We start from the raw sequence: 16,420 nt of genomic DNA on the forward strand, positions 1-16,420 counted from the left end.
CCGATGACGACCGCTACCGGCGATGACACGTACACGTTCGACAACGGCGCACCGGACGCCGTTGCCCAGATGCACGCGCTGGAGTCCTTCCTGGATCCGATCACCACACGTCGGCTGGCCGGCCCGGTGCTGCGACCGGGAGCGACCTGCTGGGAGGTCGGGGCGGGTGGCGGCTCGATGGCCCGGCGGATCGCCCGCGCGGTCGGCGACGACGGTCAGGTGCTGGCCACCGACATCGACCCCACCCACCTGCTGGCCGAGGGCAACCTGCGGGTACGCCAGCACGACGTGCGCAGCGAACCGCCACCCGGGGACGCGTTCGACCTGATCCACGCCCGGCTGGTGCTGCTGCACCTCCCCGATCGACGACGGGTGCTGCGCACCCTCAGCGGCGCGTTGGCGCCCGGCGGGTGGCTGGTGGTCGAGGAGTTCGACTGCACCGCCCCGCAGCGGGTGCTGACCGCGCCCACCGACGATGCCGCGAAGCTCTTCGCGCAGGTCATGGACGCCATGATGGGCGTCCTGGAGGACCACGGCGCCGACCTGGGCTGGGCGCAGGACGTGCACACCGAGATGGCCCTCGCCGGTCTGACCGACCTGGACACCGTCACCCACTCGCAGAGCTGGGCCGGCGGGTCGACCGGAACGTCGCTCTACGAGACCAACTCCCGCCAGTTGGAACCGGACCTGCTGGCGGCGGGGTTGTCGCCCAGTCAACTGAACGCCTTCCGGCGGCTGCTCCGTGACCCCGGGTTCGCCGTCATGTCGTACCACTTCGTCTCCACGCGGGGCCGCCTGCCGAGCTGAGCAGGTGGACCACCGCGCGGAGCGCGGTCACGTCGCGCGTACCTCTCCCGCCGCAGCACGCCCCCCGCCGCGGGCCGGGGCTCTACGACGGCGTCGGCCGCACCGGCCGGGCTCCCCGCGAGGGAGCCCGGCCGGCCCGTGTCCGTGTCCCGCGTCCGCGCCCGCGCCCGCGCCCGCGTCCACCGATCTTGCAGTTTCGGTTGCCGATACGCGTGGAATGGTTCCTATGTCGGGACAGAAAGCGCAAGATCGCGGCGCGAGGGCGGGCTGGTCTCGTGGATCATGCAGTTGTGGTGCCTGGATTAGTGCCATTCAGGGCTTTTGTTGCCCACCACAACTCCATGATCGACGAGGTGGTGCGGGGTTGATGGACAACTACTCCACCTGGCGCGGGGGGTTGCTGTCAGACTGCCCGGGGTCGTGCACTGATGACAGCGGCGATGCGCATGTTTGTGCCGGGCTCAGGCTCCGTCGACGTGGTCACCCCTGGCGTCGATCCCGGTCCGGAGGGCGGTTCCCGGCAGGTCTTCCGCCTGGCCGTCGCCTGATCCATTCGACGGTGGTTTAGGCAACGAAGATGTACGGGAGGATCTGACCGGGCCGGAGGCGACGATGCGGGCGCCACCCTGCCAGGCCCCGACTCAGCGCGGAATGGTCTCCTGGTCAGCCAGCACGATCAGGTCGTCGGGACGGGCCGACAGTGACGCCGTCGCCCCGTCGAGCCACACGAGATAGCCCACCGGCGGACCGGACGAACCCCACCGGGCACCGATGATCGTGGCCCACCGTCCGTCGTGCGGCGGCGTGAGGCGTACCCGGGTGCCGGGCGCGTGTCCGTCGTCGGCGACGATCAGCAGCGCGTCGAGGGTCTGCCGGACCCCGACGACGGGCAACCCCGGAACGTACGGCTCGCCCGCGTATCCCAGACGCGGCGTCATCATCGTGCTCAACAGGGCGGTCTGCCGGATCGCCTCCTGGCGGACCTGTCCGTCCGCACTGTGTACGGCGAGGTCCAGCGCCTTCTGGATGCCCGACCAGAGCACCAGCGGCTCCTGGTCGAGCAGGCGGCGGGCCTCGCGGTCGATGTCGGCGCAGGCCGTGTCGAGCGCGGTGTCCTCGCCGAGTTCCGCGATCCAGGTGAGGTCCCCCACCTCGGGCAGCAACCCTGGCGACTCGGCCACGGTCACGATGTACAGCATCGCGAGCAGTTCCTCACGGCCCTCGCCGTGGTAGAGCGTGCCCACCCCGCTGCCGGTACGCCCACGGCTGGGCGGGAACCGCTCGACGAGGTGCTGCGCGCGGCCATGAGGCAGGACCGCGGCTCGCCTGGTGTCCGACACCCGCTCCTCGAACGACCGCCGCTCACGGCGTTCGACGAGCAGCTGGCGATGCGGATCAGACCCGATCGGATAGATCGTCCGCCCGTAGCTGGAGAGGGTTTCGCCGGGCCGAAGGCCGACCGATTCGAGTTGCCGGGCAGCCTCCGAGTAGGCAACGCCAGCCCGGGCGGCGTGGTCCCGGATGGCGCGCTTGCGGGCGCGTCCCGGGGCTGGGGTCCGCCGGGGGGTGGAATCAGACATGACGCCTCCGGTGCAGCCCCACGCACTCCACCGAACAGGCGGCGTGGCCGGCACGCCGGGAGTCGACATATCGGCGCGGAGTCGGAGACTCTTGGCCCCAAGCATGCGGTCAGGCGTGGGCCACCACATCGGGCGCTGGCAGGCGCTCTGCCGTGGCCAGCATATCGTGACGCCGACCGTCGGTGTGGATGTGCACACCCTGGCCGCTCTCCCTCACGGCACCGATATCAGCCCCTGTCAGCCCGTGTCGGTGGCGTGTCGGGGCGGTGTCAGCGGGCCTGCGCAGACTGTTCGCATGACAGCTGACCTGGTGATCGAGGCCGAGAGCCTCGTGAAGACATTCGGGAAGACGAGGGCGCTACAGGGCGTGGACCTCGCCGTCCCCCGCGGCACGGTGCTCGGGGTGCTCGGGCCCAACGGCGCCGGCAAGACCACCGCCGTGCGGATCCTCTCCACCCTGCTCACCCCGGACGGCGGAACCGCCCGGACCAGCGGTTTCGACGTGGTACGGGACGCCGAGCGCGTTCGGCAGAGTATCGGCCTCACCGGCCAGTACGCCTCGGTCGACGAGGACCTGACCGGGCGGCAGAACCTGGAGCTGTTCGGCACCCTGCTGGAGCTGGGGCGCACCGGCGCCCGGCGGCGGGCCGCCGAACTGCTCGACTGGTTCGACCTGACCGACGCCGCTAACCGGCCGGCGAAGACCTACTCCGGTGGGATGCGGCGGCGGCTGGACCTGGCCGCCAGCCTGGTCGGCTCCCCCGACGTGATCTTCCTGGACGAGCCGACGACCGGGCTCGACCCGGCCAAGCGCGAGGCCATGTGGGACGTGGTCCGGTCGCTGGTCAACAACGGCTCGACGGTGCTGCTCACCACCCAGTACCTGGAGGAGGCCGACGCCCTCGCCGACGCGATCACGGTGATCGACCACGGTCGGGTCATCGCGCACGACACCCCGGACGGGCTCAAGCGGGTGGTCGGCGGGCAGACGCTGGAGGTCCGGCCGTCCGACCCGGCGCAACTGCCCCGCACCGCGGAGATCCTGACCCAGGTCGGCTCCGGCGCGCACGCCGACGAGATCCGCAAGGGCGTGCTCGCGGTGCCGGTCACCGACGACGCGGCCCTGACCGAGAGCGTCGCGCGGTTCGCCACAGCCGGCATCGCGGTCACCGAACTCTCCCTGCACCTGCCGAGCCTCGACGAGGTGTTCTTCACCCTCACCGGGCGTACGGCGGCAGAAGACGACACCACCCGCCCCACGGAGGTCGCGGCATGAGCACCCTGATCGACACAGCGCCCACACGAAGCCAGGGGCTGTCGACAACCACCCCGAATCCGCGACCGTTCCGGTTGGTCCGGCACTCGTCGGCGCTCGCCAAGCGCAGCCTCATCAAGACCTGGCGTACGCCCGAGGCGCTCATCGACGTCACCCTGCAACCGGTGCTGTTCCTCATCATCTTCGTGTACGTCTTCGGCGGCGCGGTCGCCGGATCGACCCACGACTACCTTCAGTTCCTGCTGCCCGGCATCCTGGCGCAGACGATCGCGACCGGCGCCATCGCGATCGGCGTCAACCTCAACACCGACATCGCCAAGGGCATCTTCGACAGGTTCCGGTCGTTGCCGATCCCCCGCTCCGCACCACTGGTCGGCGCGGTCCTCGGCGACGTCGTCCGGTACGTCATCGTCACCGTGTCGACCCTCGCGATCGGCTACGTGATGGGTTTCCGGATCGAGACCGACCTGTTCCGGGCGATCGCCGGGTGTCTGCTCGCGGTGCTGTTCGCGCTCTGCCTGAGCTGGCTGCCGGTGCTCGTGTCGATGAAGGTGCGGACCGCGGGTGCCGTGCAGGGTCTGATGTTCTCGCTGATCATGCCGCTGAGCTTCGGTTCCAACGTGTTCGTCGCCGCCGACACCCTGCCGGGCTGGATGCAGGCGTTCGTGAACGTCAACCCGATGACCCACCTGGTGGCGTCGGTACGCGGGCTGTTCCTGGGCACCCCACTCGGCAACCACGTGTGGTGGACGCTCGCCTGGTGCGCCGGCTTCGTGGCGGTGTTCATGCCGCTGGCGATGCGCGCGTACCGGAAGAAGATCTGACCTACGCGAGCAGGTCGTTCATCAGCTCGCGGATCCGGGAGGCGGCAGCGGCGACCGACCGCTCACGCCACACGGCCAGCAACGGCTCACGCTGCTCCTCGTCCCCGAGGGCGGCGTCGAGCCGTTCCGCCTTCCCGGGCGGAAAGAACGTCCCGACGTGGGTGCCGACACGCGTCCCGAGCGCGAACAACTCCCGGGCGGTCTCGACCTCACCCCGGTACGCCGCGAGTTCGGCGCCGCCCTCGGCCCACGCCCCGATCACCGGCAGGTCCTTCGAGCTGAGCGCGTCGTCTCGGGCGAGGGTCAACAGGGCGACCGCGTGGGCGTCGGCGTTCTCCCCCGGCACCGGCCGTTCCTGCGCCACCCGCAGGTCGAGGACCGCCACCGAGACCCGGAGCATGGCCCGCGGCTGCGGCTGCGGGCCCGTCCACCCCTCCAGGATCCGGGTCACCCGGGCACCGTACCCGCGGGCCTCGTCGTACTGCCGACGCTGCCAGCCCAGGTGGGCCAGCCCGAGACATGCGACAGCGGCGTCCACCGCCTCGCCGTCGCCCGGAGCAGCCGTCTGCAGCAGCCGTCGTTCGGCTTCCCCGTCCCCCGTCAGGGCAAGCTGCACGTCCAGCCGTACCCGGATCGACCGGGCGTCCTGGGTGGCCCCGATCATCTCCATGTGGTGGACGCTGCGCGCCAGCCAGTCGGTCGACGCGGTGTCTCCGCGCGGATCGCTGAACTGCCCGACGGCGCCGGCCGCCATCGCCATCCCCCAGTGGTCACCGGCGACCGCGAAGCGGTGGTATGACTGCTCGGCGTCGACGACGGACACCTCGGGCATGCCGCCGTTCTCCCGGACCGCGGCGCGGGCGAACAGGCCGAGGGCCTGCACGTACGGGTCGGGGTGCGCGATCATCTCGCCGGCGGCCTTCACGCTCCGCTCCGAATCGGACGCGTCGAACTCGGGCAGCGCCGACGCGAGCGTGCTCAACCGGGACGACACCTCGTCGGGACGCTCGGCGAGCAGCGTGCGAAGTGCCCGCCGGGAGAGCACCGCGAGCCGGAGTTCGCCGCTGATGCCGGAGTTGAGCCCGGTCAACAGGCACAGCCAGGCGAGCCGGTCAGCGTCGGGTAGTGGTCTGCCGACCTTACGACCGTGCACGATCGCGGAGCGGCGGCGCCGCTGCGGGTCGTCGACACCCAGCATCCCCCGCCCCCACGCGAGGACCTCCAGGTGCAGGCCACGCACTGTCCAGAGATGGAACAGCGCTGTCGCGACGTCGATCGTGGCCGGCTCGTCGTCCTGTTCGAGCGTCCAGCGCAGGGCGGCGAGCAGGTTGTCCTGCTCGGCGGCGCAGCGAGTGAGGGCATCGACCTGTTCCGGTCCGATGAACCGCTCGGCGAGCGCCACCGCCTGCTCCCGCGCCCAGCCGACCAGGCCGGCCATGGCCTGCTCCCGGGAGCCGGCCGCGTCCAGCCGAGCCTCGCCGTACTCACGGACCGTTTCGAGCATTCGGTAGCGCGGCGGACCGTCCCCCTCGACCAGGGTCAGCAGGGACTGTTCCACGAGGGTCGCCAGGCCGCGACGCACGTCCGGGGCCTGCGCGACGGCAGCGGCGAGGTCCGCGGTGAACGGAGCGGGAATGACCGCGACGCGCTGGAGCAGGTCGCGGTCGTCCTCGGCGAGCAGTTCCCTGCTCCAGTCGACCAACGCCCACAGGCTCGCGTGACGCTCGGGCAGGCCGCGCAGGGCGTCGTCGAGCAGCGCGAACCGGTCGGTCAGCCCGGCGAGGACATCGTCGATCGGCATGTGCCGCAGTCGCGCGGCGGCCAGTTCGAGCGCCAACGGCAGGTTGTCGAGGCGGTGGCACAGGGCGAGCGCCCGTTCGGTGTCCCAGGTGGGCACGGCCCCACCGGCCCGTGCCCGGGACTCGACCAGCGCGAGCGCGTCGGCGTCCGGCAACGCGGTCAGCCGGTGCACCAGTTCGCCGACCAGTCCCAGTGGGGCGCGGCTCGTCGCGAGCACCGCGACCTCCGGCGCGGCGGCCGCGACCAGGTCCGCCACGACGACGGCCACCGCGTCGAGCACGTGCTCGCAGTTGTCCAGCACCACCAACCCGTCCAGGTCCGGTGCCACGGCGCGCAGCCGCTCCTCGGGGCTCAGGACGCGCCGTTCCAGACCCAGGTTGCCCCCGGTCGCCGTGGTGTCCGCGCCGCCGAGCGCGGCGAGCACCGTGGGCAGCACCTCGTCGGGCGAGCGCAGACCAGCGAGTTCGATCACGCGTACCGCCTGCCCGGCCGCCGCCGTGCGCCTCGCCACCTCGGCGGCGAGGCGGGTCTTGCCCGCCCCGCCGGTCGCCACGATCGTCACGACGGGTGTCTCGGCGAGCGCGCCGGTGACGGCCTCGACGTCCCGTTCCCGCCCGACGAGGGCGGCCATGGGGCGGCGCCACGCGGCGGGCAGCGTGATCCGCGCCGGTTGCCGGGGCGGCGTCGCGACGGGCGGTGCGGTGAGTTCACCACGCAACAACGCCAGGTGGACGTTCGTGATGACCGGCGACGGGTCGGTGCCGTACCGGTCGGCCAGGTCGGCGCGCAGCCGCTCGATGACCTCCAGCGCCTCCGCCTCCCGCCCCTGCGCGGCCAGCACCCGGACGAGCAGGGCGGCGGACGGTTCGTCCGGCGGCGTACGCGCGACGAGTCGGCCCAGGTCGGTCTCGTCGAACGGGCCCTCGCCGGCGAGTGCCGCCTGCGCGCGCAGCGCGGCGACCTCCGCGAACAGGCGGGTGTCCTCGGCGGTGACCAACTCCGGAACCTCGGGGAACAGGGCCCGCGCCTGATCGGCCAGGCGGCGGGCGGCACGGAGGTCACCAGACCGGAGCACGGTGCCCGCCTGATCGACGAGCGTGCGCGCCTCGACCGCGTCGACGGCGATCTCCTCGGTGGGCAGCCGGTATCCGCCCGGCACCGCGACCACGGGCAGCCCGAGGCGACGCACCCGGGACACGAGCGCCTGGACGGCGCCGGTCGCGTCGTCGGGTGGCGCGCCGTCCCAGACGGCGTCCACGAGCAGGCTGACGGAGACCGCCCGCCCCCGCGCGTCGACGAGCGCGCGGAGCACCGCCGCGAGCCGTTCACCCCGAACCGGCTGGCCGTCGACGGCGAGGGGGCGGAGGGTCGCGATGTGCACGGACCCAGCATCCCCCACCGGCGCACGGGCCCGACGACCACCGGGCCGCCAGGCTGATCACGACCTCGCGACCGGCTTGACAGTCCATTGTTTGGTTAGGCTAGCCTAACCTCATGTACTCCGGCGATTCCGCGCCGTGGCGAGCAGCACCCGGTAGACGCCGACCCGAGTCAAGAGAGGCACCATGACCGAGACCCTGCCCATCGCCCCGTGGCGCGTCTTCGCCGCCACCGTCCACGCGGTACGCCGACTCAGCCCGTCCTTCGTCCGGGTGACCTTCACCGGGGCGGACCTGGACCGCTTCGCCGACAACGGTTTCGACCAGCGGATCAAGTTGGCGCTGCCGTTGGCCGGTCAGCGCGGGGCGACCCTGCCCGACGGAGCGGACTGGTACGCGAAGTGGCGGGCCCTGCCCGAGCACCTGCGCAGCCCGATCCGTACGTACACGGTGCGAGCGGTCCGACCCCACCTGGCCGAGGTCGACGTCGACCTGGTGCTGCACGGCGACAGTGGTCCGGCGACGCGCTGGGCCCGGCGGGCCAGCGTCGGCGACGAGATCGCCCTGGTCGGGCCGGACGCCGGCTACGACGGCAACCACGGCGGGGTCGAGTTTCGACCGCCGGCCGGGGGCGGCCTGCTGTTGGCCGGGGACGAGACCGCCGTGCCGGCGATCAGCAGCATCTGTGCGCGACTCCCCCTGGATGCCCGAGGCACCGTCGTGCTGGAGGTGCCGGACGCGGCCGACGTGTTGCCGCTGGTCGCGCCGCCCGGCGTCGAGGTCCGCTGGCTGGCTCGGGGCACCGACGGGTACGGCAGCCGACTGGTGCCCGGCGTCGTCGCCGCGGCCGGGCAGTTGCTGGCCACCGACGCGCCGACGGCCGCGCAGCACGTGCCGGACGTGGACGTGGACACGGAGATGCTGTGGGAGGTGCCCGAGGAGGTGGCCCCGGTGCCGCTCTACGCGTGGCTGGCCGGGGAGGCCGGCGTCATCCGCAACCTGCGCCGGCACCTGGTCGCCGAGCGGGGTCTGGACCGGCGGGCGGTCGCCTTCATGGGCTATTGGCGGCTCGGCCAGGCCGACCTCGCCTGACGGTGCCGCGAGGCGCACCGCGCCCGGACGGACGCGAGGTGCGTCGGAGGCCGTGAGGCGCGTACCGTTTCGGGTCGGACTTGGGGCGGACCGGCTGGAGCCGGCACGGGATACGGGACGAGACAACGACGCATGACGGTGGACAACATTCCCGAAAACGGTCAGAACGGTATTGACCGGAGCCGGCTGGAGGCCTGCCTCAGCGTCTTCGAGGCGTTGGAGTCGCTCCCCTCCGACCACCCCGACGTGGTGCGGGTGCAGCGGGCCACCGCCCGGCTCTACAAGGTGATCAAGCAGCGGCGACGGGAAGAGCGGCGGGATGCGATCCTCGCCGCCGACCGCGCGGTGACGGAGGCCACCGCCACCGGCGCTCCGGGGCGGATCGACGACGAGACGCAGGGCATTCCGCTCGCGTCCTCCGTCGCGGGCGAGACGGCTGGCTTCCTGCACAACCCGCGCGGCTGCTACGTCTGCAAGCAGCGCTACCGCGAGGTGGACGCCTTCTACCACCAACTCTGCCCGTCCTGCGCCGCGCTCAATCGGGAGCGCCGCGACGCCCGTACCGACCTGACCGGCCGGCGCGCGCTGCTCACCGGCGGCCGGGCCAAGATCGGCATGTACATCGCGCTGCGGCTGCTGCGCGATGGCGCGCACACGACGGTGACGACCCGGTTCCCGCACGACGCGGTCCGCCGCTTCACCGCGATGCCCGACAGCGGGGACTGGCTGCACCGACTGCGCATCGTCGGGATCGACCTGCGCGACCCCGCCCAGGTGATCGCCCTCGCCGACGACGTCAGCAGCCAGGGCCCCCTGGACATCCTGATCAACAACGCGGCGCAGACCGTCCGCCGGTCTCCCGGGGCGTACGCGCAGCTCATCGCCGCGGAGGCCGCGGCCCTGCCGGACGGCCCGCTGCCGGAGCTGCTCACGTTCGCCAAGCCGGACGGCGCGGGTGGCCCGGTGGGCAGCCTGACCGCCGGGCCACAGTCGACCGCGCTCACCCCGCACGCGCTCACCGCGCTGGCCCTGACCAGCGGCTCGGCCTCACCGGCCCGGATCGCGGCGGCCACGGCCATCGACGCCGGGGGTCTCGTGCCCGACCTCGACTCGGTCAACAGCTGGGTCCAGCGGGTGCAGGAGGTCGACCCGGTCGAGCTGCTCGAGGTGCAACTGTGCAACGTCACCGCACCGTTCGTGCTGGTCAGCCGGCTGCGCCCGGCGATGGCCGCCGCATCGGCCCGCCGCAAGTACGTGGTGAACGTGTCGGCCATGGAGGGCCAGTTCGGCCGCGGTTACAAGGGGCCGGGGCACCCGCACACCAACATGGCCAAGGCGGCGCTGAACATGCTGACCCGCACCAGCGCCGAGGAGATGTTGACCGACGGCATCCTGATGACCAGCGTCGACACCGGTTGGATCACCGACGAACGTCCCCACCCGACGAAGATGCGGCTGGCCGACGAGGGCTTCCACGCCCCACTTGACCTGGTCGACGGCGCGGCCCGGGTGTACGACCCGATCGTCCGCGGCGAGCAGGGCGAGGACCTGTACGGCTGTTTCCTGAAGGACTACGCGCCCTGCGCGTGGTGATCGCCCCGCCCGACCCGGGTGATCACCACGCCCGACCCGGGCGAGCCCCGCACGATGAGGAGAAGAACATTGTCAGCTGACCGTTATTCGTGGCCGACGCTGGACGAGCTGCTGCGCGAGGAGAGCGAGCTGGAGCTCGCGGGCCTGTCCGAGACCGACGCGTACGAGCTGGGGATGCTCGCCGTCGCCGCCGCCACCGAGCAGCGGCTGCCGGTCTCGGTGGGTGTGTGGCGGGCGGGACGGCAGCTCTTCCACTGTGGCCTGCCGGGGTCGACGGCGGACAACGACGCGTGGCTGCGCCGCAAGGGGCGGGTGGTGATGCGTTTCGAGCACTCCTCGCTCTACATGGCGCGGCTGTGCCAGGACAAGCAGGTGACGTTGGCCGAGAGGTTCGGCCTGCCGGCCTCGCGGTACGCGGCGGCCGGCGGCGCGCTGCCACTGCGTGTACGCGGCACCGGCGTGGTCGGCTGGGTCGGCATCTCCGGGCTGCCGCAGCTGGACGACCACCGCTTCGTGGTCGACATCCTTCGCAAGCTCCCCCGCTAGGGGCTGCCCCGGCGGCCTCGCGACGAGGCCGCCGGGTCACCCAGTCAGCGTGCGCGCCGGTTGGCCCGCAGGGCGTCCAGGAGCACACCGGGCCGGGCCAGTGAGCGCGGGTGCTCGCGCATGGAGACGACGTCGTTGAACCGTCGCGCGGTCGTCACGTCCGTGACGGTCGCGGTGATGATCTGCCTGCTGGCCCAACTGGAGAGCCGGTAGCCGCGCGGGTAGGGGCCGTCGACGTGGGGCAGCGCCAGGTCCGCCGAGGTGGAGAGCGACCAGGCGGCGTCGACCACGACCTTCTGCAGCGCGAGGTAGTGGCGCGCGGGTGCCCGCAGATCCGGGCCGGACCGGAGGTACGTCGACAGGCAGGCCGCGTGCAGGGCCGCCGCCGTCATGCCCTGCCCGTACACCGGGTTGAACGACGCGACGGCGTCGCCGACGCTGATCAGGCCGGCCGGGAACCGCTTGAGTTCGTGGAAGTCCCGTCGCCGACTGTCGGCATGGTGGTAGGTCTGGACGTCGCCGATCATCTCCTGGTCGGCGACCTCGCCGAACTCCGGTGGGAACTGCTCCCGCAGGCGGCGGACGAAGTCCTCCGCGGTGCGACCCGGGCGGTCGTCGCCGTAACCGGCCATCATGGCCATCCACCGACCGTCCTCGATGGCGAAGAACGCGGCTCCGGCCACGTCGCGAGCCATTCCCGGCGTGTTCAGGGCCAGCACGACCGTCGAGGCCGGGGTGGGCTCCGGGCGGCGGAACAGGGCGGTCGCGTAGTTGAGGTGCACTGTCATCCGCCGGGTGACCGGCCGGTCCCAACCGGCCCGCTCCAGCCAGTCCGACAGTTTGCTGGACCGACCCATGGCGTCCACCACGAGGTCGCCGCGCTCGACACCGGGCATCCCACCGACCTCACAGCGGACCCCGGTGACCGCGGCGCCGTCGACCACGAGACCGGTGGCGCGGGCGGTGATCGTCTTGACGTTGGGCAGTCGAAGCACCTGCTGGCGGATCAGACCCTCCAGTAGCGGCCGACTGCCCGCCAGACTGTCGGCGTCGTCGGGGACGACGACCTTCAACTGCCCGTCAAGGTAGTTGCGTCGGGCCGTGGGCGGAGCCTCGATCGCTCCGCGCGCCAGTGCCTCGTCGCGGAAGCCGGGAAACAGCCGCTCCAACTGGAAGAGGCCGCCGGGCAGCAGCGCGTGCAGCTGCGTCCCCTGGGGTACGCCGGGTCGCGCGCCGGTCATCTGCGGGTCGTCCCGGTCGATGATGACGACGGTGTCGGCGTGGTCGGACAGCACCCGGGCGGCGAGCAGACCGGCGACGCTGCCGCCGACCACGACGGCCGTTCCCATCGTCGGGGACGGCTGCTCAGGGGGTCGAGCCGCGTTCAGCTCTGCGAAGACCCGGGACGGGGAGAGGGACATCGTGCTCTCCAAGGGGGTAACGAGGTGTGTGCCCTCCCCGGTCACTGTCCGCGGCCGTGCGCGGGCAGACCGGTGGACGGTCGTTCGACATGATGCACGCCGATCGTCGCACAACCACCCGAACACCAACCGACTGTGTCTGTCAGATGACGTCGTGTTGATGAATGGGCCTCGCGGGGTCGACGGGCGGACGGATCAGCCGGCGTGGCGACCGGGGCACCCACCACAAGGGTCGACCGACCGTCAGGTGTGGACCATCGCGCCGCACCCTGACACGATACTTGCGCTAGTAGTGCAAATACTTCGTCCGTCCAGGTGGAGGATCCATGCACACATCTCGCCGGAGGCTGTTCTCCCTGCTGGTCGGGGCCGCCCTCGCCGCCAGCCTGTCCGCCGTCGCCGTTCCACGCGCCGCCGAAGCCGCCGCCACACCGACGTACCGTCCGGTGATCTTCGTGCACGGCAGCGCGGGATCGGCGGCCCAGTTCGAGTCCCAGGCCAAACGGCTGGCCAGCAACGGCTACCCGATCGACATCATCGAAGCTCACGAGTACGACTCCCCGAACGTCGCGGCGATCCTGCCCCAGTTGTACGCGGGGCTCGACGCGCGGATCTCCCGCCTGCTGGCGGCCACCGGCGCGGACCGGGTCGACCTGCTCGCGCACTCGCTGGGCACGTTCGTCACGCAGGGCTACCTCACCAGCTCTCCGGAGCGCGCCGCCCGGGTCGCGCACTACGTCAACCTGGACGGGCGCACCGCCGCCTCCCCACCGGGTGGCGTGCCCACCCTCGCGATCTGGGGCGAAGGCGACCCGGCCCGCGCCATCGTCGGCGCGACCAACGTGCACCTGCCGGAGCAGTCCCACACCCAGACCGTGTCGTCGGCGGAGTCGTTCACCGAGATCTTCCGGTTCCTCCGGGGCCGCGCGCCACACACGACGCGGATCGTGCCCCAACTCTTCGGCACCGCCCGGGTCTCCGGTCGGGCCGTGCTCTTCCCGAGCAACGTCGGCGTCACCGGTGCCACTCTCGAGGTCTACCCGGTCAGCCCACTGACCGGCGGTCGCCTGTCACACCGGCCCGCGCATCGGCTGTCGCTCAGTGGCGACGGCTCGTTCGGCCCCCTGCCGGTGCTCGCCACGGCCCGCTACGAGTTCGCGATCGTGCGCCCCGGCGCGGCGACCCACCACTTCTACTTCCAGCCGTTCCTCCGCTCGGATTCGTTCGTACGCCTCGCGACCAGCGTGCCGGGCGAGGGCCTCAGCGCCCTGGTCGACACCAGCGACCGGCACACGGCGCTCACGATCCAACGCCAGAAGGAGTGGTGGGGCGACCAGGGCGATGCCGGGGACCACCTCTGGATCAACGGCAGGGAGGTCCTGAACCCGGCGAACACACCGCGCGCCAAACGGACGATCGGCATCTTCGCCTTCGACGACGGCAGCGACGGCGTCACGGACCTGACAGCCCCGCTGCCGGAGTTCTTCAGTCAGACCTTCATCACCGGCATGGACGTCTTCATCCCGGCGGCACCGGCCCGCCTCGGCCTGGTACGGATCGCCGTGGGCCAACGCGGCGGCGGCCACGAGGTGATCAACGTGCCCAACTGGAGGTCGAGCACCGACCGGGTGACGGTCAACGTGGACGACTACTGACCGCGTCTCGCGGAGCGGCCCGGCCACCCCAGGTCGAGACGGTGGCCGGGACCGGCCCGCGCGGTCAGACGGTGGCCGGGACGCGCTCGCGCAGTCGTCGCCCGACGGCGAAGCTGACCAGCCCCAGGATCAACCCGACGACCGCCAGGACGACGCCCACCCGGGCCGGCGCGAGGTAACCGAGGCCTGCGGCGATGGCGACGCTGCCCAGGGCGGCGCCGAGACTGTTCGCGATGTTCATTGCCGACTGGTTGAGCGCCGCGCCCATCAGTTGCGCTCCCGGCGCGACGGTGATCAGCCGCGCCTGCAGGACCGGACCGAGATAGAGGCTGGTCGCGCCGACCAGGAACGCGCCCACGAACAGGCCGACGCGGGTCGACGCCACGAGGCTGAACACGGCGATGCTCACGATCATCGCCACGAAGCCGATGACCATGCTCCGCTGGAGGTCGCGGTCCGCCAACCAACCGCCCAGGGCGTTGCCGACCGTCATTCCGAGACCCACAGCGACCAACGCCCACGGCACCATCGCGGCGGAGAGGCCGGTGACGTCGGTGGTGACCGGCGCGATGTAGGTGTTCACCGCGAAGAACCCGGCGAAACCGACAGCGCCGGTCGCGGCGACCAGCCAGACCTGCGAGGTCCGCAGCGCCCGCAACTCGGCGGCCGGCGAGCCGTCGACCGCCGCGGCGACCTCCGGGACGACTGCCAGCACCGCCAGCAGGGTGAGCAGGAAGAAGCCGGCGATGACCAGGTACGCGACCCGCCAGCCGGCCGCCTGCCCGAGCCGGGTGATGAGGGGTACGCCGACCAGGTTGCTCACGGTCAGACCGCCGAGCACCGTGGCGAAACCACGCGCCTCGTTACCGGGGCCCATCAGGGTCGCCGCGAGCAGACCGGCCGCACCGAAGTACGCGCCGTGCGGCAGCGCCGCCGCGAACCGGGCCAGCAGCACCAGGTCGAAGGTGGGGGCGATCGCGGATGCGACAGTACCGACGGCGAACAGCACGAGCAGCCCGAGGACGAGCTTCTTGCGGGGCAGGCGCGCGCTCAACGCGGCGATCAGCGGCGCGCCGACGACCACGCCGAGGGCGTACGCGGTGATCATCCAGCCTGCGCGGGCGACCGCGCCCGACGACGACTGCGCGTACTCGTGCGGGAGTAGACCTCGTGCGATGTCGGGCAGCAGCCCCATCGCCACGAACTCGGTCAGGCCGACCGCGACGCCGCCCAGTGCCAGAGCGGCCAGCGCCGCCAGCCGTCGACCTCTACTCAACTCGATCACCGAAAAAATTTAGCAACAGCGTTGCGTAATAGGGTGGTGAGATGACTCGCGTCACTGCCGACGTCACCTTCCTGCGCGGCTACAACCAGGCACTGGTCATGGCGGTTGGGCGTACCGCTCGCACGTTCGAGCGGGCGACGGTGGTCGAGGCCACCGGCCTGACACCACAGGCGGTCTCCAAGGTCATCGCCCGGCTGACCGCCGACGGCCTGATCCGCCCCGCCGGCGTCCGACGTCCCGGCATCGGCAAGCCCGCGGTCGTCTACGAACTCGTCCCCGACAGCCGGTACGCGATGGGCGCGCACGTGGCCCGGCGCACGCTGCGGCTCGTCCTGGTCGACCTGGCCGGCACCGTGCACCGCTCGGCGGTCAGCCCGCTGCCCCGCGACTTCACCCCGGAGCAGCTCCTCGACGCCCTGGCCGCCGGCATCGACACGATGGTCGGCATCGGCGACCTGCGGGGCCGCCTCACCGGGCTGGGCATCGGCATGATCGGCCCACTCGACCACGCCAACGGCCTGGTCCGGGACGCCCACGGTCTGCGGCACTGGCACGACGTACCGCTGCGTGAGATCGCCGAGAAGCACCTGGGTCTCCCCGTCCACCTGGACAAGGACGTCACCGCGGGGATCACGGCGGAGGCCTGGCGACACGGCGCGACGTTCGGCGACGCGGCCCTCATCATGGTCGAATCCGGTATCGGCGGAGGTTTCTGGCTGGGCGGCGCGGCCCACCGGGGTGCGCACACCAACGCTGGCGAATTCGGCCACACGGTCGTCGACCTGACCGGCCCCCGCTGTGTCTGCGGCCGGCACGGGTGCCTGGAGATCGTGCACCAGCACGCCGCCGAGGCCGGGGACATCACACACGCCGCCCGGGTGCTGGCCGTGGGCGTGGTCAATCTGCTGCAGACCCTCGACCTGGCCCACGTGGTGCTGGCGGGCGCGGACCTCCTGCGGCACCCGCAGACCTACCTCTCGGCGGTCACCGAGGCGGTGCGGGCCGACGCCCGACGCGCGGACTGGCTCAGCACGAGGGTGGCCCTGTCCAGCCTCGGCGGGGACGTGATCGCCGCTGGCGCTGCGATGCAGGTCCTCGACCAGCACTACGGCATCCCGGAACTCGCCCCGATCTGACCGCCGGCGGCCGCCGGCCGCAAGTG

The 16,420-nt window shown here is 72.0% G+C and carries 12 protein-coding genes; 8 read left to right on the top strand and 4 right to left on the bottom strand.

The window, feature by feature from the left end:
• Positions 1–3: 3 nt before the first annotated feature.
• On the top strand, positions 4–807 hold the full coding sequence (locus tag DLJ59_RS18950) for a class I SAM-dependent methyltransferase (protein WP_124773979.1): 804 nt from the start codon (positions 4–6) through the stop codon (positions 805–807).
• 641 nt (positions 808–1,448) lie between these two features.
• Here the strand turns inward: DLJ59_RS18950 and DLJ59_RS18960 are convergent.
• Positions 1,449–2,387 carry a hypothetical protein gene (locus tag DLJ59_RS18960; protein WP_124773980.1) on the bottom strand — a complete coding sequence of 313 codons (939 nt, stop codon included), beginning with the start codon at positions 2,385–2,387 and terminating at the stop codon, positions 1,449–1,451.
• A gap of 295 nt (positions 2,388–2,682) precedes the next feature.
• Between DLJ59_RS18960 and DLJ59_RS18965 the strand changes: the two genes are divergently transcribed.
• Together DLJ59_RS18965 and DLJ59_RS18970 are read left to right on the top strand one after the other, a co-directional pair.
• The gene (locus tag DLJ59_RS18965; RefSeq protein ID WP_124773981.1) at positions 2,683–3,663 is read left to right on the top strand and encodes an ATP-binding cassette domain-containing protein; all 981 of its coding nucleotides are present in this window, start codon (positions 2,683–2,685) and stop codon (positions 3,661–3,663) included.
• The gene (locus DLJ59_RS18970; RefSeq protein ID WP_124773982.1) at positions 3,660–4,487 is read left to right on the top strand and encodes an ABC transporter permease; all 828 of its coding nucleotides are present in this window, start codon (positions 3,660–3,662) and stop codon (positions 4,485–4,487) included. The genes DLJ59_RS18965 and DLJ59_RS18970 overlap by 4 nt, the downstream gene beginning before the upstream one ends.
• A 1-nt stretch (position 4,488) precedes the next feature.
• On the opposite strand, the gene DLJ59_RS18975 is transcribed toward DLJ59_RS18970, so the two are convergent.
• Positions 4,489–7,668 (bottom strand): ATP-binding protein, encoded by a 3,180-nt coding sequence (locus tag DLJ59_RS18975; protein WP_124773983.1) that lies wholly within the window; start codon positions 7,666–7,668, stop codon positions 4,489–4,491.
• 184 nt (positions 7,669–7,852) lie between these two features.
• On the opposite strand from DLJ59_RS18975, the gene DLJ59_RS18980 reads away from it, so the two are divergent.
• From DLJ59_RS18980 to DLJ59_RS18990, 3 genes are all read left to right on the top strand, one after another.
• Complete coding sequence (locus DLJ59_RS18980) at positions 7,853–8,758, top strand: siderophore-interacting protein (protein ID WP_124773984.1); 906 nt, start codon at positions 7,853–7,855, stop codon at positions 8,756–8,758.
• A 132-nt stretch (positions 8,759–8,890) separates the two neighbouring features.
• A complete protein-coding gene (locus DLJ59_RS18985; protein ID WP_124773985.1) occupies positions 8,891–10,351 on the top strand; it encodes an SDR family oxidoreductase in 1,461 nt (486 codons plus the stop codon).
• Between the two features lie 69 nt (positions 10,352–10,420).
• Positions 10,421–10,897 (top strand): heme-degrading domain-containing protein, encoded by a 477-nt coding sequence (locus DLJ59_RS18990; RefSeq protein ID WP_124773986.1) that lies wholly within the window; start codon positions 10,421–10,423, stop codon positions 10,895–10,897.
• Between the two features lie 44 nt (positions 10,898–10,941).
• Here DLJ59_RS18990 and DLJ59_RS18995 read toward each other — a convergent pair whose 3' ends face one another.
• Positions 10,942–12,318: an FAD-dependent oxidoreductase gene (locus DLJ59_RS18995; RefSeq protein WP_208648761.1), complete on the bottom strand. Its 1,377-nt coding sequence runs from the start codon at positions 12,316–12,318 to the stop codon at positions 10,942–10,944.
• A 326-nt stretch (positions 12,319–12,644) separates the two neighbouring features.
• Between DLJ59_RS18995 and DLJ59_RS19000 the strand changes: the two genes are divergently transcribed.
• The gene (locus DLJ59_RS19000; RefSeq protein ID WP_124773987.1) at positions 12,645–13,973 is read left to right on the top strand and encodes an alpha/beta hydrolase; all 1,329 of its coding nucleotides are present in this window, start codon (positions 12,645–12,647) and stop codon (positions 13,971–13,973) included.
• A gap of 64 nt (positions 13,974–14,037) precedes the next feature.
• On the opposite strand, the gene DLJ59_RS19005 is transcribed toward DLJ59_RS19000, so the two are convergent.
• Entirely contained in the window at positions 14,038–15,258 is a 1,221-nt protein-coding gene (locus DLJ59_RS19005; RefSeq protein WP_124773988.1) for an MFS transporter, read from the bottom strand.
• Positions 15,259–15,299: 41 nt separating this feature from the next.
• Here DLJ59_RS19005 and DLJ59_RS19010 point away from each other — a divergent pair, with 41 nt between their 5' ends.
• Positions 15,300–16,394, top strand: a complete 1,095-nt coding sequence (locus tag DLJ59_RS19010; RefSeq protein WP_124773989.1) for an ROK family transcriptional regulator — start codon at positions 15,300–15,302, stop codon at positions 16,392–16,394.
• The last annotated feature ends 26 nt before the right edge of the window (positions 16,395–16,420 follow it).

This window comes from Micromonospora inaquosa, assembly GCF_003857055.1.
Taxonomy (GTDB): domain Bacteria; phylum Actinomycetota; class Actinomycetes; order Mycobacteriales; family Micromonosporaceae; genus Micromonospora; species Micromonospora inaquosa.

Excerpts from the sequence above, each read along its gene's own strand:
- DLJ59_RS18950 (WP_124773979.1), top strand. The coding sequence starts at position 4 with ATGACGACCGCTACCGGCGATGACACGTACACGTTCGACAACGGCGCA.
- DLJ59_RS18960 (WP_124773980.1), bottom strand. The coding sequence starts at position 2,387 with ATGTCTGATTCCACCCCCCGGCGGACCCCAGCCCCGGGACGCGCCCGC.
- DLJ59_RS18965 (WP_124773981.1), top strand. The coding sequence starts at position 2,683 with ATGACAGCTGACCTGGTGATCGAGGCCGAGAGCCTCGTGAAGACATTC.
- DLJ59_RS18970 (WP_124773982.1), top strand. The coding sequence starts at position 3,660 with ATGAGCACCCTGATCGACACAGCGCCCACACGAAGCCAGGGGCTGTCG.
- DLJ59_RS18980 (WP_124773984.1), top strand. The coding sequence starts at position 7,853 with ATGACCGAGACCCTGCCCATCGCCCCGTGGCGCGTCTTCGCCGCCACC.
- DLJ59_RS18985 (WP_124773985.1), top strand. The coding sequence starts at position 8,891 with ATGACGGTGGACAACATTCCCGAAAACGGTCAGAACGGTATTGACCGG.
- DLJ59_RS18995 (WP_208648761.1), bottom strand. The coding sequence starts at position 12,318 with ATGTCCCTCTCCCCGTCCCGGGTCTTCGCAGAGCTGAACGCGGCTCGA.
- DLJ59_RS19000 (WP_124773987.1), top strand. The coding sequence starts at position 12,645 with ATGCACACATCTCGCCGGAGGCTGTTCTCCCTGCTGGTCGGGGCCGCC.
- DLJ59_RS19010 (WP_124773989.1), top strand. The coding sequence starts at position 15,300 with ATGACTCGCGTCACTGCCGACGTCACCTTCCTGCGCGGCTACAACCAG.